Genomic DNA, 19,458 nt, shown 5'->3' on the forward strand with positions numbered 1-19,458 from the left:
GGCTATGAACCACCCAAAATAGCTTTCAACCTTTTCTCAAAAATTAGATTTTCTGAATACACCCATTCAAAAAATTTTTGCCTACCAATATTATAATTCTCATAATCAAAAGCAGCAGCTTTAGCAAAAAACGAATCAAAAAAATCATCCACACTGGTAAAAACGATACCGAGATTAAATTTTTCAATAACTTCAGAAATATAGCTACCGCTATAGCATAATAATGGCTTCCCAAAATACGCAGCATTATACAGCCTATTTGAAAGACATGTTTTATTATTCAAACTATTTGGCGACATAAACATATTAATCCAGTCGGATTTCTCGTAAAAATAGTATTCATCATTTTTACTATACGCTCCCGTCAACTCAATATTAACTGTAGAAAGATCACTTGCCAAATGCTTGAGTTGCTCATTAATCAAGCCCTCACCATGAAAGCTAAATTTAATTCTTGCTTCATCTAAGTTTTTTGCGAAAACCAATAGCTCGCTTAAAATTTCAAAATCTTTTAGCGCACCAATGCATGAAATAACGTGAATATTGGAATCCATAGGCTTAGGAGATGGAATTCTGCCATCTGGCAAAATAAAATTATGATTTACTGTGTACCGTGCACTCTTTGGCAACCATGAACAGAAACCTTTCGATGAGATAACATTAAGTACAGATAGATTTAAATCCCGATATAAAAAAGGATAAATGTATCGCAGCTTATGATGATCCCTAATGTCGAGTATCACCGAATGATTCTTTAGAAAAGACCTTCCCATAAAGAAAAAAACAGGTATTCCAAATGCAACAACAATGCAATTTTTATGTTTGCCAATTTTTTTTTTAAAAAATCTAGAGAAAAGGTAATAACTTAAGAAACCTTTTCTTAGCGAGGAATTATTATCAGTAAAAGTATTGCTCTTTAACCCCTGGAGTTCACTTCTTCTATCCCAAGATATTATATCATAGTCAATATCAAGTTCTTTTAATGTATTTATATATATTTGAACATAAGGCATCTGGCTCAAACTAGCAGGGCAAACAAGATAGATTTTTCTCACAAGCATTCCTAATTTTCACTCACTACAACAGCGGGAACACCAGCTAGCACAACATCACCTTCAATAAAACTCTTAGTGACAACAGCACCTGCTGCGACTACAGTCCTCGGACCTAACACAACCCCAGGTAGAATCATGGAGTTCATACCGACCCAACAATTCTCACCTAAAACAACATCTTTACCGGGACTGTGCAAATCAAGATCAACTAAATTATGGTTCGCCGTTATTATACCCACATTAGGTGCAATATAACTTCCTTTACCAATTACTATCTTCGCATCAAAATTTTGATAATAAACACCAGGAACTTGAAATATATGAAGATCATCCGGATGAAAAATCATATTTTTATGATTTGAAACTATACAACTCGACGAAATTGGAATACCTACTGGACGATATATCCTTAGGACATTCCTTAACCATATTGACTTCAATGCCCATCCATAACCAATATAGTTTTCTGTAAAATATCGCCCCCTAAGATATTTTTCTTCAAAAAAACAACTCAGAAGAAACCTTAAAAAAGGCCGTAATATTTTCCTAAACATTCCGAACTACCTCTTCGAGAAAAAAGTTAAGCAATAAAGCAACGACAACCCAAATCGATATAATAAAAAAAGAATTGGCTATTACATCAGCAACAGCAAAAAAAGAAAGACCTGAAATCTTTAAAAAAGTGTAAAAGCATAAAAAATAAAAGATGACATTCCCAATCACCAACATTTGAACGGCATCATGCATAACAAAAACACCAATAAATGCAAGTGATAACTTCCAAAATAGACCAAAGATAGTTATATACATAAATAGCTTTTGCTTTTCCATGATATACATAATTGGCGACATAGGGGACGATATAAACTGCATCACATACCATGGCATCATAATCAACATGTAATGACCTACTTGCTCCCATTCATAACCAAGAAAGTACTTAATTATTAATGGCGCCAATATAGAAAGTCCTATTATTGGTCCTACTCCTAATCTGAGTGCAATCTTCAAAACATCGGCTGTAAATTGCGATATTTCACCATCAGCAAATTTTTTACTAGCCTGAGAATAATAAACTTGAGCTATCGAGGTACCCAGCATAGCCATGGGAGCTTGAATTAACTTCATAGCCAAGAATATAAGCCCAGCTTCAGAAACACTCATACCATATGCGATAACCAATATAGGAAATTGAACCCCTGCCGTATTAAAAAGAGATTCAATTATTGAATATCTTGGAAAACTACTATTGCGTTGAATAAGTTGCTTACTTTTTCTAACATCCAAGAAGAAAAAAACACTTTTAAGGTTCAATCTTTTTTTTAAGTAGTTAATCCCGGCACTTAGATTAAGAATAAATCCTACTATTAACCATACCGAAGATTGATACAAAAAAGCGCCCGAGACTTGGACCGCAGCACAACTTACCGCTTGGATAATCCTTGATTTAGCAATATACTGAAATCCACCCTTAAATAACGCAAACGCATTTAGTGCAACATAAACCCCACCAAAAAAAACTCCAACAGGTATAAAATAAATATACTCGAGCATATTTTCTGGCAAGACATCAAACGAGAATGCACATATCGTTAACAGAAAAACCACCATAGAAACTATGGCGGCGAGCTGTATGCATAAAAATAGGACTTCTTTTGCATCTTCTTCACTTTTCTGAACAGGTATAGCTGACTCCAACCTCAAACAAACAACAGTTAACAGCGTCGTCACAACAGAAGTATATATGGCCAATACCCCCATTTCATCAGCGCTGTACAATCTAGTCAGAAGCGGTAATGTTGCAATGCCTATTAACTGTGACATAGCTGTACCGGAAAGCAGCATAGCAATAGACTTGTGAAAAATTGAAACCTTCACAACACCACCTTCAAACTATGCCTTTTGCATCAATCAAATATGTATTTTTTTTAAAAAGTTCTACACTAGTTAAAAACTCCTTATGATCTACGAGAATTACGTTAATATCTGAATTATCAATGGAATTGATTAAGCTAACGAGATTTGCTCTCTTTTCAAACTCACTTGGCAAACTTTCCACATTAGGCTCAACAAGATTAACAATACCTTCATGCCAGTCACAAATATCAATTGCAATTTGCAAGGCTGGACTTTCACGCAAGTCATCGATATCGGGTTTAAAAGAAAGACCATAACAAGCAATCGTTACATCTTTGGCTGTTTTATCAGGATTTTCTTGAAGATATTCAGCCACAGCAAGCTTGACCTTGTTAATTACCCACTCAGGCTTACTATCGTTCACTTCTCGCGCGGTACGAATTAAACGGGCTTCACCCGGAGTTTTGCTGACGATAAACCATGGGTCTACAGCAATGCAGTGACCACCAACACCTGGCCCTGGTTGCAGAATATTGACTCGTGGATGTCGATTAGCCAGTGCAATCAGTTCCCATACATTAATATCCAGCTTGTCGCAAATAATAGAAAGCTCATTAGCAAAAGCGATGTTTACATCACGAAAGCTGTTTTCAGTGAGTTTGGCCATTTCGGCAGTACGGGCATTGGTAATTACGCATTCACCTTCTACGAATATTTTGTATAAGGCAGCTGCTTGCTCGGAGCATTTAGGAGTCATACCGCCAATAACGCGGTCGTTTTGCACCAACTCACGGAGAACATGGCCTGGCAGTACACGCTCGGGGCAATGGGCAATGCGGATGTCAGACTGTTCGCCGTGTGTTTGAGGGAACGTTAAATCCGTACGGGCTTCTGCTAACCAAGCAGACATTTGTTCGGTAGCACCCACCGGTGAAGTCGATTCTAAAATCACCAAGTCGCCTTTTTTGAGTACAGGCGCAATTGCCTTGCTGGCCGATTGAATGTAGCTAAGATCCGGTTCGTGATTGTCACCCTTAAATGGTGTTGGAACAGCGATCAAGAAGGCATCAGCGGCTTCCGGAACTGTGGTTGCGCGCAGGTAACGTTCAGTCACTGCTGCGCGCACAACGATGTCCAGATCAGGTTCTACGATGTGTATTTCGCCACGATTAATGGTGTCTACCGCTTTTTGGTTTACATCAACACCTATCACTTTTACTTTGCGTGAAGCAAAAACAGCAGCTGTAGGCAAGCCAATGTAGCCCAGACCAATAACGGATACAGTTTTGGTGTTCATAGTTAATTCTTTACTATTAAGTGGAGATTTTTTAGACAATCAGGCGTTAATCAATGCGTTAAGAATACGACCACAAGCTTGCCCATCACCATAGGGGTTATGGGCTTTACTCATACGCTCATAGGCGGCACAGTCGGTAAGCAAGGTTTTTACTTGATTGGTAATTTTTTCTACATCAGTCCCAACCAAAACAACTGTTCCGGCAGCTACAGCTTCTGGTCGTTCGGTAGTATCGCGCATGACCAATACGGGTTTACCCAATGAAGGTGCTTCTTCTTGTATTCCACCCGAGTCGGTCAATATGATATTTGCCCTGGTCATTAAGTACACAAACGGCAGGTAATCTTGTGGTGGAATCAGGAAAATATTAGTGACTCCATTAAGCAATCGATTCACCGGTTCCTGTACGTTAGGATTGAGATGCACCGGGTACAAAATCTGGGTATCAGGATGTTCAATTGCAATCTGGCGTAGCGCTTCGCATATACGCTCAAAACCGCCACCAAAACTTTCACGACGGTGGCCAGTAACCAAAATGAGTTTCTTGTTTGCATCGAGGAAAGGATATTGACCAGACAACTGTTCTGTTAATTCCTGATCCTGTTCAATCTTATTACGCACCCAGAACAATGCATCAATAACCGTATTTCCCGTTACGGTAATATTGGCAGGGGAAATAGATTCGTTCAGTAAGTTCTGCTTCGAGGTTTCTGTAGGTGCAAAGTGATAAGTGGTAATAGCACCAGTCAGCTTTCGATTGGCTTCTTCAGGCCAAGGAGAATAGATATTGCCTGTTCTGAGCCCCGCCTCAACATGCCCTACCGGAATTTGTTGATAGTAGGCAGCTAACGCAGTAGCAAAGGTAGTCGCTGTATCGCCATGAACCAGTACAACATCAGGCTTAAATTCTTCCAACACTGGTTTCATACCAGTCAGAATAGCGGTAGTTACATCATTCAGGCTTTGACCCGGTTTCATAATGTTCAGGTCATATTCTGGCTTAATTTCAAATAATTCCAGCACCTGATCGAGCATTTCACGATGCTGTGCGGTAACGCAGACTTTTGCGGTAAAACGGTTATCGGCAGCCAATGCATGAACGAGTGGTGCCATTTTTATGGCTTCCGGCCGCGTGCCGAAAACGGTGAGTACTTTCACTTAATTGATCCTTTGATTTTTACAAATTCATTTATCCGCTACTCGACTAGCGGACATTTACGGGGATGACACGCTCACAATTCATCGCGACAAAAATGTCGCTCCTACAATAGATCCGTTAGGCGTTCCGGGTCGGGCGCTGCGCGGTGTTGGTTAGTCACTGCCGAACAGGTCGCGGGTGTATACCTTGTTAGCTACGTCTTCCAGCTCTGCTGATGGGCGGTTTGCCACAATAACGTCTGCAATCTGTTTAAATTCCGTTAAATCTTTAATTACCCGGGAGTTAAAGAAGCGCTCTTCTTCCAGTACAGGTTCGTACACCACCACTTCAATACCTTTGGCTTTGATGCGTTTCATCACACCCTGTATGGCCGAAGCGCGGAAGTTGTCTGAGCCGGTTTTCATTACCAAACGATAAATGCCAACCACCTTAGGGTTACGACGCAAAATGGAGTCGGCAACAAAGTCTTTACGGGTGGTATTGGAGTCTACAATGGCGCGGATAATGTTATTGGGTACATCATCAAAGTTGGCCAGCAGCTGTTTGGTATCTTTCGGCAGGCAATAACCACCGTATCCAAAGGATGGGTTGTTGTAGTGATTGCCAATACGCGGGTCGAGGCCTACACCCTGAATAATCTGTTTGGCATCCAGGCCATGGGTTTCGGCATAGGTGTCGAGCTCGTTGAAGTAAGCAACACGCAATGCAAGATACGTATTCGAAAACAGCTTCACTGCTTCAGCCTCAGTGCTATCAGTAAATAGAACCGGAATATCCTGCTTAACCGCTCCTTGCTTCAGCAAGCCTGCAAAGGTTTCTGCGCGCTTGCTTTGCTCACCCACAATAATCCGTGATGGGTACAGGTTATCGTACAGAGCTTTACCTTCACGCAGGAATTCCGGCGAGAAAATCAGGTTGTCACAGCCAAACTCTTCTTTCAGTCGCTTGGTATAACCTACAGGAATGGTCGATTTAATCACCATTACCGCAGCAGGGTTAATCGCCATAACATCTTTAATAACCGATTCAACGCTTTTGGTGTTGAAGTAGTTGGTTTGCGGATCGTAGTCCGTTGGCGTTGCAATAACGACGAAGCTTGCATCCGTATATGCTTCATCCGTATTCAGTGTAGCTCTGAAGTTCAGTTCTTTATTCTTCAGGAAGTCTTCAATTTCTGCATCGACAATCGGGGATTCCTTCCGATTGAGCATTTCAACTTTATCTTCGATGATATCAACTGCTACAACTTCGTTATGTTGAGCCAGAAGCATTGCATTAGAAAGACCTACGTAACCGGTACCAGCAATAGCAATTTTCATTATTCCATCCAAATGCAGACTTGCCTTAAACAACAAAGCGGAAGGTACTGATGCACCTCCCGCTGATTCTATAGATTTTTGAAATCAAAGGGATTTGATCCAGGCGGTGAACGCTTCACCTTCTTTATCGTGACGCATGCTGTACTCGACAAAGGCTTTCATGTACCCCAGCTTACCACCACAATCATGAGACTTTCCGGTCATATAGAAAGCATTAACCTGATCAGATTCCATCAGGGTTGCAATCGCATCCGTCAACTGAATCTCATCTCCAGCACCCGGAGCCGTATGCTCAAGGATCGACCAGATTTTGGCCGGTAAAACATAACGTCCGACAACAGCCAGATTGGATGGCGCTTTATTCACCGGTGGTTTTTCTACCATTCCCGTGAGCTTCACACTTTCTCCTGGCGCTATCTCAGCACCATCAAGGTCAACAATACCGTATTTATCGGTCTGATCTTTGGCAACCGCTTCAACCAGGATCTGGGACGCACCACTATCCTCAAATGAACTGATCATTGCCGCCATATTTTCTTTTTCAAGATCGGCTGATGAGTCATCAATCAGCACATCTGGCAGGACAACCGCGAATGGCGCTTCGCCAATCAGCGGCTTAGCACACAAAACAGCGTGACCGAGCCCCTTAGCCAGCCCCTGACGAACATGCATAATAGTAACGCCAGGCGGAGTGATGGAGCGAACCTCATCCAGCAGCTGACGCTTAACACGTGCTTCCAGAGTGGTTTCCAGTTCAAATGAGGTATCAAAGTGGTTTTCAATAGCGTTCTTGGAAGAATGGGTAACGAGAACGATCTCTGTAATACCTGCAGCGGCACACTCGTTCACGACGTACTGAATCAACGGTTTATCTGCCAGAGTCAGCATTTCTTTAGGGATGGCTTTACTGGCCGGTAACATTCGGGTCCCCAGACCTGCAACTGGAATAACCGCTTTAGTAACTTTTTGCATATCAGAAACTCTTAGTTATAAATTTAGTGAGAGACGTTATCAACCCTACCTGCACTGTATGACATATCAATGTCCCCAGCATATTCGTCAGCTTTGACAGCACACCAAATGATATCAGGGAAGCTACTTTCAACAGACACGCTACCGCCCCAGGGTTAGACGCGAACAATCCCTCAGGTCGCTTGTTATCTCGTATTGTATCTCGCTTATTTACGCTGCCTGTATCTCGTCCAGCGCAACGATAAGCTCCACTTGCTGACCTAATATCGTCAGCAACAACATAGCCCTGCGATCCGATTCATACGTATCGAAGATGGCTTCATAATCTTTAAAAGGCCCACTCAACAGTCGTACCGCCTGGCCTTTATCATGCAGCGGAGGTTGCTCAGCCTGCTGGCGAGAGCGCAAATCAGCAATCAGCTGCGGGCGCACAATCACCGGCTCGGCACCAAAACGAACAAGTTGGTTAACACCATAGGTTGAACGTACTTTGGACAATAACGAGCTGGCCGCTGGAAGACCGAGAAAAAGGTATCCCGGAAATAACAGCTCTTCCTTTAGCTTAAGCCGCCCCTGGCGAATGGTTTCCCGGGGAGCAAAGGGTAGGAAAACCTCTCCTCCCTGAGCTTCGAGATTGGCCGCCGCTTTTAATTCTTGCCGCGGCTTTGTCTGAACTAAATACCAGTAAAGATCATCCATGTTCTTGATCTTTTAAAGAGTTTTCAGGATCTCTGCACAAGCAACAGCCGGGTCTGCAACCTGTGTAATCGGGCGGCCGATAACCATATAACTGACACCAGCGCTCATTGCTTCTGCTGGCGTCATTATGCGACGCTGATCGCCAACCTCAGAGCCTACCGGGCGAATACCTGGTGTCACGGTAAGAAAATCGTTACCACAAACATCACGAATAACGGCGACTTCCTGGGCTGAACAGACTACGCCATCAAGGCCGCTGTTTTGTGTTAGTGCCGCCAGTCGTCTGACCTGCTCTAGCGGCTCAACATCAAGACCAATACCTGCAAGGTCTTCGCGCTCCATCGAGGTCAGCACGGTTACACCAATCAACAGTGGCTTATGAGATTTTTTCTCTATCTCATTTCGCGCCGCTTCCATCATACGTCTCCCACCGGATGCATGAACGTTAACCATCCACACGCCCAGATCCGCAGCAGCACCTACTGCTTTAGCGCAGGTGTTTGGAATATCGTGAAATTTGAGATCAAGAAATACATCAAATCCGCGCGACTGAAGATCGTCTACGACAGCAGGTCCTGCTGAAGTGAATAACTCTTTACCCACCTTCACCCGACAAAGATCCGGATCCAGCGCGGCAGCCATATCAATAGCCTGTTGTCTGGTTGGGTAGTCAAGGGCAACGACGATAGGGGAGATGACAGGAGAGGCCTTATTTGTTTCCGAGGTCATAAGAATTCTTCCATTACAGATCGAGTTTCGATTTCGCCATGACCGGCGTAAAGGACGTCACCGATGACCAGTCCTTACAGCTTGGGCAGCGCCATTGAAACTCCTTCGCCTTAAAGCCACAGGACTTACAGACAAATTTAGGTTCGCTATTTACAATGTCGCGCAGAATACCATACAGCACCAGCAACTGCGACTTATCGAGCTGTAGTTTGTGCTTCACAACCAGTTCAACCAGCGCGAAGAAACCCTGATTCGAAGGGGATGAAACAAGAGATTGAAGCAATTCAGAAGCAGCAGCCTCCCCGCCTTCCTGCTCTGCTTTACAGCCGGTTGAAGCGACAAGAGCAGGGACGTAATGTGACTGCTGCCAGTGCCGCGTGAGATGCACCATCAGACCACTAAGGTCTCCGACTTCACGAAAGCAGACCACCAGTCGCTCCAGCAGACTGACAACCGCCTGATCATCAATATCGACAGCCTTCAAATAACAACGAATAGCTTCGCGGTATTCTTTTTGATCAAAAGCCAGATTCCCCTGAACCACATACGCTCGCGAACAAGCCGAATCAATCTTCAACGCCTGGCGGCACAGCTGCTGCGTTTCAAGGTAATCGCCCTGCCTGGCAGCTATCTCCGCTATCTCACAGGCCGCGTGCGATACCCTCTTATCCATCCCTGCCGATCCGGGAAGTTTTTTCTTACGATAAAGCTCAAGGATCTGCCGCCACTCTCCTTCATCCTCATAGAGTTCAATCAGATAGCGAGCAGCACTTTCCTGCGTACGCCCCCGGGCATCCAGCAATTCGAGAAAAAGCCTCTCAGCCCTGTCTAACAAGCCAGCAAAGTAATAATCGATAGCTAACTCAAGCTCCAGCTGTACCTGGGCAGACCTCGGCAAGCCGGTTCTAGCAAAAAGAGATTGATGGAGATGAATAGCCCGATCAGCCTCCCCTTTTTCGCGCAAAGTTCGCCCCAATTTGAGCAGGAGGTCTATCGAGTCATCATCCATTTGTGACGCAGAGAGCAATCGCTCAAGTGAAGCATCACTGGATTCGGCCAGAAGATATTCAACACTGGGAATCCAGTCATCAGGAGTGGATTTCTTAGCCTGGCGTGCAAAGCGAAACCCCAGAGTCCAGCCAATTGCGACCCCCGCCAGTAAAAGCACATAGACCAGTGCAGAATCCATCATAGTGTTGATCAGGGTAACTTATTGAGACGCTGGCGCGTATCGCCAAGCTCCTTCCTCAGCTGCCTTAGCGAAACCCGATGTCGCGCAGAGGAGAGCATACCCGTCAGCATTCCCGCCACAACACCAACCATAAGAGCCAGTCCAAGCCAGAGGGCAACCGGCAGAGATACCGGAGAACCAATTATAAAATCAATAGCAACAGCCTGAGAGTTAGCAGAAGCAAAGACCAGTGCATAACCCAGCACCAATATAAACAGAATAACAATCAGCAGAAGCCTGATCTTTTTCATAGAAAACTAACTCCGCTTACAGCTCATCATCATCGTCAAGTGCGTCATTCACCTGGTCACGCAACTCTTTACCAGGCTTGAAATGCGGTACAAATTTACCTTTAAGATCTACTGTTTCACCGGTCTTAGGATTACGCCCCACACGCGGCGCCCGGTAATGTAGTGAAAAACTACCAAAGCCACGAATCTCAATACGGTCCCCAGAGGACAGCGTCTGAGACATGTGATCAAGCAATGTCTTCACCGCCAGCTCGACATCTTTCGATGATAACTGTGGCTGTCGGGTGACGATTTTCTCGATTAACTCGGATTTTGTCATAGCCTTTCCCTCCTTGAGAACGAAGCCTGGCAATAAACCTAGCTAAATCATGCAGTTAGCTCAACCCTTTTGCAAGCGATGTTTGTTTTTTGCGCAACATTTAACAACAACAGGCAACATTTGTGTCATATCGGAGGTCGGAGGTCGGAGGTCGGAGGTCGGAGGTCAGAGGTCAGAGGTCAGAGGTCAGAGGTCAGAGGTCAGAGGTCAGAGGTCAGAGGTCAGAGGTCAGAGGTCAGAGGTCAGAGCAGCCTTAATATCGCCAGACATAAAAAAACCCGCCGAAGCGGGTTTTTTCAGAACAAATCAGAAATCAGTCTTTCTGACCCAGCTGTTCTTTGATCAGGTCACCAATAGTGGTAGGACCAGTCATTTCAGCTTCTGCTTTAGCACGCTGTTCTTTCAGAGCAGCCTTGTCAGCAGCGTCGTCTTTCGCTTTAACAGACAGTGCGATAGCGCGGTTCTTACGATCAACAGTTACGATAACTGCTTCGATCTCTTCGCCTTCGTTCAGAACGTTACGTGCATCTTCTACACGGTCACGGCTGATGTCAGACGCTTTCAGAACAGCTTCTACGCCAGCAGCCAGTTCGATAACGGCAGCTTTTGCATCAACAGATACAACTTTACCAGTTACGATAGCGCCTTTGTCGTTCTCAGCTACGAACTCAGAGAATGGATCGCTTTCCAGTTGCTTAACGCCCAGGGAGATACGCTCACGCTCTGGGTCGATAGACAGGATAACGGTTTCCAGTTCGTCGCCTTTCTTGTAGTTACGAACCGCGTCTTCACCAGTATCGTTCCAGCTGATGTCAGACAGGTGAACCAGACCGTCGATGCCGCCGTCCAGGCCGATGAAGATACCGAAGTCAGTGATAGACTTGATTTTGCCGGAGATCTTGTCGCCTTTGTTGAACTTAGTACCGAACTCTTCCCATGGGTTCATGGTGCACTGCTTGATACCCAGAGAGATACGACGACGTTCTTCGTCGATATCCAGAACCATCACATCGATCTCGTCGCCAACCTGAACAACTTTAGATGGGTGGATGTTCTTGTTAGTCCAATCCATTTCAGAAACGTGAACCAGACCTTCAACGCCCTCTTCCAGCTCAGCGAAACAACCGTAGTCAGTCAGGTTGGTAACGCGCGCTTTAACGATAGCGTTTTCTGGGTAACGGTCGTTGATGCTTACCCATGGATCGTCGCCCAGCTGCTTCAGACCCAGAGATACGCGGTTGCGCTCACGGTCGAATTTCAGAACTTTAACGTCGATTTCATCGCCAACAGCTACGATTTCGCTTGGGTGCTTGATGCGCTTCCAAGCCATGTCAGTGATGTGCAGCAGGCCGTCAACACCGCCCAGATCTACGAATGCACCGTAGTCGGTCAGGTTCTTAACGATACCTTTAACAGATTGACCTTCCTGCAGGTTAGCCAGCAGCTCTTCACGTTCCTGAGAGTTAGCGGCTTCCAGAACTGCACGACGTGAAACAACAACGTTGTTACGCTTGGCGTCCAGTTTGATAACTTTGAATTCCAGTTCTTTACCTTCCAGGTGCAGAGTGTCGCGAACTGGACGTACATCTACCAGAGAGCCTGGCAGGAACGCACGGATGTTTTTCAGATCAACAGTGAAGCCGCCTTTGACTTTACCATTGATGATACCCATAACCATTTCGTCAGCTTCGAAGGCTTTCTCCAGCTCTTTCCAGCTTTCTGCGCGCTTGGCTTTTTCGCGGGACAGTTTGGTTTCACCGAAACCGTCTTCAACCGCTTCCAGAGACACCTGAGTCTCGTCGCCGATAGCAACTTCCAGTTCACCTTTTTCGTTCAGGAACTGGCTGCGTGGAATAACAGCTTCTGATTTCAGACCAGCGTTCACAGTTACCCAGTCGCTGTCGATATCAACAACGGTACCGGTAACAATAGAACCAGTCTGCATGTCCAGTTCTTTCAGAGATTCTTCAAATAATGCTGCAAAGCTTTCGCTCATGGGTATACACCTGTTCGTTAATACGCTCCCTATCCGGGTAGCGCTATCCAAATGGCCAGACATTCGGGGTTAGTCAGACAAAAAACCAAGCACGCTTTCTTAAAACTTCTCAAGCCGGCGAGCGTGCCAGTTCCATCTCAGATCAGTCCTGCAGTTCGGACAAGAGTCATAATCTGGTCGCAGACTTCGTCAATGGTCATCGACGTGCTATCGATCAGAAGTGCATCTTGTGCGGGCTTCAATGGGGCTACAGCACGGTTGCTGTCGCGCTCATCGCGAGCCTGGATGTCTTCGATAAGGGCGGGCAAACTAGCACTTATGCCTTTTTCAGTCAACTGTTTATGGCGACGGCGGCCGCGTTCCTCGGCACTGGCAGTCAGGAACACCTTCACCGGCGCATCAATGAAAACCACGGTCCCCATATCGCGACCGTCAGCCACGACACCGGGTGAACTACGAAAATCCCGCTGACGCTGCAACAACGCTTCACGTACTGCAGGCAAAGCCGCCACCTGCGAGGCCAGGCTACCCACCTCTTCTGTTCGGATAGTGGTGGTAACGTCGTCACCTTCCAGAATGGTCAGAACACCGTCAGGCGTTGGCTGAAAGCGCACATCCAGCCCAGCCGCCACCTGGGCAACTGAAGATTCATCGTCCAGTTTGATACCACGGCGGTCAGCTGCGAGACCGGTGATACGATACAGCGCACCACTATCCAGCAAATGCCAGCCCAGCTCAGCGGCAATGCGGGCACATACTGTTCCCTTGCCAGCCCCGGAAGGACCATCAACGGTAATGACAGGCACCAGTGCAGACATCATTAACCTTCCTTCTGCTCAATGCTCAGACCCGCCGAATTGGACAACTCAACAAAGCCCGGGAATGAGGTTGCGACGTTTGCACAATCCAGAATACGGATCGGAGCAGAACCACGCAGCGATGCCATCGCAAAGCTCATGGCAATACGGTGGTCGTGGTGGGTCACAATATCGCCACCGGCAAAACGGCCTTCCGCACCCATACCCTGGATGATGGCGCCATCTTCGGTGCCTTTGGCATCCACACCCAATGCTACCAGACCATCAACCATGGCCTGAATGCGGTCACTTTCTTTTACCCGCAGCTCTTCAGCACCGGTCAGAACCGTTTCGCCCTCGGCACAGGCAGCAGCGATAAACAGCGCCGGAAACTCATCAATGGCCAGCGGCACCTGATCTTCAGGAATATGAATACCCTTCAGCTGAGCACTGCGGATACGGATATCAGCCACTGGTTCACCACCAACTTCGCGCTCATTCAGCACCTCGATATTGCCACCCATCGCTTTCAGAATATTGATCACACCAATACGGGTCGGGTTAATGCCCACGTGTTCCAGTGTAATGTCAGAACCTTTGGCGATGCTTGCCCCCACCATAAAGAAGGCAGCAGAGGAAATATCCGAAGGCACATCAATATTGGTCGCCGTCAGTTCACCGCCGGACTTAATACGTACCGTACTGCCCTCTACCTGCACATCGTAGCCAAAGCCTTTTAGCATACGCTCGGTATGGTCACGAGTCGGAGCTGGCTCAGTCACCGAGGTTTCACCTTCGGCATACAGGCCAGCCAGCAACACACAGCTCTTAACCTGAGCACTGGCCATTGGCAGATCGTAGTGAATGCCAGACAGCTTATTGGCACCAAATACTTTCATTGGTGGACGACCACCTTCTGCCGTCTCAACCTGAGCACCCATCAAACGCAGTGGATCAGCCACACGTCCCATCGGACGCTTGGACAGGGATTCATCGCCACTCATTTCCACATCAAAGGTCTGACCCGCCATCAGGCCAGCCAGCAAACGCATAGAGGTACCGGAGTTACCCAGATACAGAGTATTCGGTGGCGTTTGCAGACCATTCAGACCAACACCATGAATGGTTACACGACCACGATGCGGGCCTTCAATCACTACACCCATATCACGGAACGCCTGCAGAGTTGCCAGACTGTCTTCACCCTCAAGGAAACCTGTAACCTCAGTCGTGCCATTGGCGAGAGAGCCCAGCATGATAGAACGATGAGAAATGGATTTATCGCCCGGAACACGGAAGGAACCAGACAGAGCACCTGACGGTGACGCAATGTAGTTAACAGTGGCTGTTTTCATAGGATCAACATACGCCCTGCGGGCAAGAATTTTAGAAAAATGGTCGCGAGCCACTTTAGCACGGGTTAACACACCCATCACGGTGGTCGTGTCGTCCTGCTCAATGGCATGGCGCAGAAATGCGAGATCGTGACTGAACAGATCCAGAGTTTTGAGAATCTGCCCTTTATTGGCTGAGAAAATATCCCGCCACATCACCGGACTACTGGCGGCAATGCGGGTAAAGTCGCGAAAGCCGCCAGCAGCATAGTTAAATATTTCTTTGTTTTCGTGGCTGTTGGCCAGCGTATCAACCAGCGAGTAGGCCAGCAAATGCGGTAAATGACTGGTGGCAGCCAGCACTTCATCGTGATGCTCCACCGTCATTTCTTCGATATCGGCGCCCACGACTTCCCAGGCAGCGCGTACCAGAGCCACAGCGTCAGGAGAGGTATGCTCTTCCGGCGTCAGAATAACTTTATGACGCACATACAGGTTGCCATCGGCGGCGGCGACGCCACTCTTTTCAGAGCCAGCTATAGGATGGCCCAGCACAAAGCGCGAAAAACCGAAACCAAGCACCTCACCGACATCAGCAGCAACAGACCCTTTCACCGAACCGACATCAGTCAGTACAGTTTTATCGTTCAGAGCCGGTTTCAGGTCAGACAGCACCTGACGCATCGACAGAATCGGCACGGACAAAATGACCAGATCCGCATCGCGTACAACCTGTTGGATATCCGTACTGAAATCATCAATCAGACCAACACGCAGGGCCTCCTGCATCGAATCCAGATTACGGTCATAGCCGACAACCGTCGCTACTGCCGCACGGTCGCGCAAACCTTTCACCCACGAACAGCCGATCAGCCCCAGGCCGACAACGGCAATACGTGGCACAACATAGTTACTTGCCAGACTCAAGACAACACCGCTGTAAGCGCATCAATAAAGGCCTTATTTTCGGTCTCTGTACCGATAGAGACACGCAGAAAACCCGGCATATCGTAGTTAGCCACCGGGCGCACAATCACGCCTTTCTGAAGCAGCCCCTGATACACAGCAGCAGCGTCAAAACCCTGCGGAACACGGAATGCGATAAAGTTACCCACCGATGGAATAAAATACAGCGACATGGCGTTAAACGCCTGCTCCAATTGCTTCATACCGGCATCGTTAACGGCAATGCTGCTGGCAACATATTCATCATCACTCAATGCGGCTGCGGCTGCGGCAAGCGCAGCCGAGTTAACATTGAAAGGCGGACGAACACGGTTGAGCAGATCAGCCAGTTCCGGGCTGGAAACGCTGTAACCCACGCGCAACGCCGCCAGACCATAGGCCTTTGAAAAGGTACGCGTCACAACCAGATTCGGGTAATTTGCCAGCAGAGAAATACCATCCGGGTAGTCAGCTTCGTGAACATACTCGAAGTAAGCTTCATCCAGCAGCACCAGCACGTTGTCAGGCACTTTATTCAGGAATGAAACAAGCGCATCACGACCAACCCAGGTGCCGGTCGGGTTATTCGGGTTAGTAACAAATACGACGCGGGTACGCTCATTTATGGCTGCAGCCATCGCATCCAGATCATGCCCATAATCAACTGCCGGCACCTGAATACACTCAGCCCCCACCATAGCCGCCACAATGCCATAAATCGCAAAGGCATGCTGAGATACCACGACGTTATCACCATCGTTGACAAAAACGCGGGTGATAAAATCCAGAATATCGCTGGAACCGTTGCCCAGAGTGATCTGATTCATTTCAACGCCGAGCTTCTCGCACAATGCTTTTTTCAGATCAAAGCCAAAACCATCCGGGTACAGGGTTATGTCTGCAATTGCCTGCTCGACAGCAGCCAACGCCTTAGGACCCGGTCCCAGAGGGTTTTCGTTACTGGCGAGCTTAACAATGTCAGCTTCATTCAGCCCCAGCTCACGTGCCAGTTCATCAATCGGTTTACCTGGCTGATAAGGATGCAGAGTCTGTACGCCAGCAACCGCTAAATCTTTAAAATTCACAGACATAACCATGCCTCAGAAAAAAGCGCGCAAAGCGCGCTGAAGGAATCAGAGAACAGCTTTCGGGTAGGAACCCAGCCATTTAAAGTCCAGTGCTACCTGGCGTAGCTCATTCAGCACCGGAGCAATTTTTTCGTCATTCACATGTCCTTCAAAATCGATGAAAAACACGTAACTCCAGGCTCCGGTTCTCGCCGGACGGGTTTCAATTCGCGTCAGACTGATACCGGCTTTATGGAATGGCTCCAACACCTGATAGAGAGCACCCGGCTGATTACGACTGGAAACCAGAATCGATGATTTATCCTCACCACTGGCCTGGGTCTCCTGGCTGCCAATAATCAGAAAACGCGTCGTATTATCCGGACGGTCTTCGATATTAGCCCGCACCACATTCAGATTGTACAGCTCGGCAGCCGCTTCACCGGCAATTGCTGCAGTACCGTCTTCCTGACTCGCCCGACGAGCAGCTTCAGCATTAGAACTTACCGCCACCCGTTCAACATTCGGATAATTCTGATCCAGCCAAAGGCGACACTGCCCCAGCGACTGAGCATGCGAGTAAATACGGGTAATTTCAGCATCAGTATTTTTATTGAGCAAATGGTGGTGAATACGCAGCGTCACTTCGCCACAGATTTTTAAACCTGACTCAAGAAAGCTGTCGTGGGTATGAGTAACAACACCTTCCGTTGAATTCTCAACCGGCACCACACCGTAATGCGCCGCACCGCTTTCAACTTCACGGAATACATCTGCGATAGAAACCTGACCGCGACACTGCACAGCATGCCCAAAGTGTTTTACTGCAGCTTGCTGGGTGAAGGTGCCTTCCGGCCCCAGATAAGCCACCTGCAGCGGTTCTTCCAGCGCCAGGCACTGTGACATCACCTCGCGAAACAAGCGAGCCATACCCTCATCAGGCAGAGGCCCCTCATTACGCTCCATTACTTTGCGCAAAACCTGAGCTTCACGCTCGGGCCGATAAAACACAACACTCTCACCCGGTTGCGCATACTTTTGCTTAACTTCCGCAACCTGCTGCGCACAACGGGCACGCTGATTGATCAACTGCTGGATCTGCTGATCCAGACTATCAATCTGCTGTCTGAGCTGATCAAGCTCCTGTGTTTCACTCATCTGCTGCCTGCTTTCTTCAGAATTACAATGGAATCAACCATGACGACGGGCAAAGTCGCCCATAAAGCCGATCAATGCATCAACGGCCTGCTCTTCAACCGCGTTATAAATCGATGCACGCATACCGCCAACACTGCGATGACCAGCCAGATTTAACAGGCCAGCCGCTTCACTTTCTGCCAGGAATACTTTATCCAGCGCGTCATCCGCAAGCGTAAATGGCACGTTCATAATAGAGCGATTAGCGATAGCAACCGGATTGGCATAGAAATCATTGGCATCAATAAAGCCATACAACTTCTCCGCTTTGCGGCGATTAACTGCCGCCATAGCCGTCAGGCCACCCTGCTCTTTCAGCCACTCAAACACCAGGCCAGCCAGATACCAGCTATAGGTTGGCGGCGTGTTGTACATAGACGCATTATCCGCGGCGACCTTGTAGTCGAACATAGTTGGCGTACCCGGGATGGTTTTACCCAACAGGTCTTCACGCACAATCACCACACACAGACCAGCCGGGCCGATATTCTTCTGCGCACCCGCATAGATAAGGCCGAACTTAGACACATCCAGAGGCTCGGACAGAATTGATGATGAGAAGTCCGCGACCAGCGGCTTATCACCCACATCCGGAATGTAGTCAAAAGCCACGCCACCGATCGTTTCGTTCGGAGTGTAGTGAACAAAATTCGCTTCTGCGCTGAGCTTCAGCTCTGCCTGGGATGGTGCAGAGGTGAAGTTATTATGCTCTGTTGTTGCAGCAACATTTACCCGACCGTAGCGCTGCGCTTCTTTAATAGCTTTGGTCGACCACTGCCCGGTATTGAGGTAATCAGCAACAAAATCCTCGGCGGAATTCCCACGAAACAGGTTCATTGGAATCATGGCAAACTGACTGCTTGCACCGCCCTGCATGAACAAGACTTCGTAGTTATCCGGGATAGCCAACAGATCACGCAGATCCTGCTCGGCTTTTTCCGCTACAGAAACATAATCCTTGCTGCGATGGCTCATTTCCATAATAGACAGGCCTTTGCCATGCCAGTCAGCCATTTCCTGCTGAGCACGTTCAAGCACAGCAGTAGGTAAGGCCGCAGGGCCCGCACAGAAGTTATATACTCGTGTCATTTAATATCGCACTCAGATATCAGCAAAAACAGGGATCGACCGATCCCTGCACTTGATTAACCAACAGCTTTCAGGGATTTACGCTGTAACTTGCCAACTACTGCCAGATCAATCTCATCATCCACAGGACGTTCTGTTACAGCAT

General features: G+C 47.4%; 18 protein-coding genes. All 18 read right to left on the minus strand.

All coding sequences use genetic code 11. The features are described 5' to 3' along the window. Window positions 1-2: 2 nt before the first annotated feature. Window positions 3-1,055, minus strand: coding sequence for a glycosyltransferase family protein (locus I9W95_RS15760; RefSeq protein WP_225676594.1), 1,053 nt, complete (start codon window positions 1,053-1,055; stop codon window positions 3-5). Between the two features lie 8 nt (window positions 1,056-1,063). Further along, window positions 1,064-1,609, minus strand: a complete 546-nt coding sequence (locus I9W95_RS15765; protein WP_225676597.1) for an acyltransferase — start codon at window positions 1,607-1,609, stop codon at window positions 1,064-1,066. Further along, entirely contained in the window at window positions 1,602-2,933 is a 1,332-nt protein-coding gene (locus tag I9W95_RS15770) for a lipopolysaccharide biosynthesis protein (RefSeq protein WP_225676599.1), read from the minus strand. The genes I9W95_RS15765 and I9W95_RS15770 overlap by 8 nt, the downstream gene beginning before the upstream one ends. A gap of 10 nt (window positions 2,934-2,943) precedes the next feature. Continuing rightward, on the minus strand, window positions 2,944-4,209 hold the full coding sequence (gene wecC / locus I9W95_RS15775) for a UDP-N-acetyl-D-mannosamine dehydrogenase (RefSeq protein ID WP_225676601.1): 1,266 nt from the start codon (window positions 4,207-4,209) through the stop codon (window positions 2,944-2,946). A gap of 39 nt (window positions 4,210-4,248) precedes the next feature. Next, on the minus strand, window positions 4,249-5,367 hold the full coding sequence (wecB, locus tag I9W95_RS15780; RefSeq protein ID WP_225676604.1) for a non-hydrolyzing UDP-N-acetylglucosamine 2-epimerase: 1,119 nt from the start codon (window positions 5,365-5,367) through the stop codon (window positions 4,249-4,251). Between the two features lie 153 nt (window positions 5,368-5,520). Further along, window positions 5,521-6,687, minus strand: a complete 1,167-nt coding sequence (locus I9W95_RS15785; protein ID WP_225676606.1) for a nucleotide sugar dehydrogenase — start codon at window positions 6,685-6,687, stop codon at window positions 5,521-5,523. 84 nt (window positions 6,688-6,771) lie between these two features. Continuing rightward, entirely contained in the window at window positions 6,772-7,659 is an 888-nt protein-coding gene (gene galU, locus I9W95_RS15790) for a UTP--glucose-1-phosphate uridylyltransferase GalU (protein ID WP_225676607.1), read from the minus strand. Window positions 7,660-7,869: 210 nt separating this feature from the next. After that, window positions 7,870-8,358, minus strand: a complete 489-nt coding sequence (locus tag I9W95_RS15795; protein ID WP_225676609.1) for a transcription termination/antitermination NusG family protein — start codon at window positions 8,356-8,358, stop codon at window positions 7,870-7,872. 12 nt (window positions 8,359-8,370) lie between these two features. Next, window positions 8,371-9,087, minus strand: a complete 717-nt coding sequence (pyrF, locus tag I9W95_RS15800; RefSeq protein WP_225676610.1) for an orotidine-5'-phosphate decarboxylase — start codon at window positions 9,085-9,087, stop codon at window positions 8,371-8,373. Window positions 9,088-9,100: 13 nt separating this feature from the next. Further along, window positions 9,101-10,279, minus strand: a complete 1,179-nt coding sequence (locus I9W95_RS15805) for a tetratricopeptide repeat protein (RefSeq protein ID WP_225676612.1) — start codon at window positions 10,277-10,279, stop codon at window positions 9,101-9,103. Between the two features lie 8 nt (window positions 10,280-10,287). Beyond that, the gene (locus tag I9W95_RS15810) at window positions 10,288-10,569 is read right to left on the minus strand and encodes a LapA family protein (RefSeq protein ID WP_225676614.1); all 282 of its coding nucleotides are present in this window, start codon (window positions 10,567-10,569) and stop codon (window positions 10,288-10,290) included. Between the two features lie 16 nt (window positions 10,570-10,585). Further along, entirely contained in the window at window positions 10,586-10,888 is a 303-nt protein-coding gene (gene ihfB / locus I9W95_RS15815; RefSeq protein ID WP_225676616.1) for an integration host factor subunit beta, read from the minus strand. A gap of 313 nt (window positions 10,889-11,201) precedes the next feature. After that, window positions 11,202-12,884, minus strand: a complete 1,683-nt coding sequence (rpsA, locus tag I9W95_RS15820) for a 30S ribosomal protein S1 (RefSeq protein ID WP_225676618.1) — start codon at window positions 12,882-12,884, stop codon at window positions 11,202-11,204. 137 nt (window positions 12,885-13,021) lie between these two features. Further along, window positions 13,022-13,702, minus strand: coding sequence for a (d)CMP kinase (cmk, locus tag I9W95_RS15825; protein ID WP_225676642.1), 681 nt, complete (start codon window positions 13,700-13,702; stop codon window positions 13,022-13,024). Window positions 13,703-13,704: 2 nt separating this feature from the next. Beyond that, window positions 13,705-15,942, minus strand: coding sequence for a bifunctional prephenate dehydrogenase/3-phosphoshikimate 1-carboxyvinyltransferase (locus I9W95_RS15830; RefSeq protein ID WP_404818770.1), 2,238 nt, complete (start codon window positions 15,940-15,942; stop codon window positions 13,705-13,707). Further along, window positions 15,939-17,051, minus strand: a complete 1,113-nt coding sequence (hisC, locus tag I9W95_RS15835) for a histidinol-phosphate transaminase (RefSeq protein WP_225676620.1) — start codon at window positions 17,049-17,051, stop codon at window positions 15,939-15,941. The genes I9W95_RS15830 and hisC overlap by 4 nt, the downstream gene beginning before the upstream one ends. Window positions 17,052-17,093: 42 nt before the next feature. Then, on the minus strand, window positions 17,094-18,185 hold the full coding sequence (gene pheA / locus I9W95_RS15840; RefSeq protein WP_225676622.1) for a prephenate dehydratase: 1,092 nt from the start codon (window positions 18,183-18,185) through the stop codon (window positions 17,094-17,096). A gap of 33 nt (window positions 18,186-18,218) precedes the next feature. Beyond that, complete coding sequence (gene serC / locus I9W95_RS15845; protein ID WP_225676624.1) at window positions 18,219-19,313, minus strand: 3-phosphoserine/phosphohydroxythreonine transaminase; 1,095 nt, start codon at window positions 19,311-19,313, stop codon at window positions 18,219-18,221. Between the last annotated feature and the right edge of the window lie 145 nt (window positions 19,314-19,458).

This window comes from Thalassolituus marinus (genome assembly GCF_020320395.1).
Taxonomy (GTDB): Bacteria; Pseudomonadota; Gammaproteobacteria; order Pseudomonadales; family Oceanobacteraceae; genus Venatoribacter; species Venatoribacter marinus.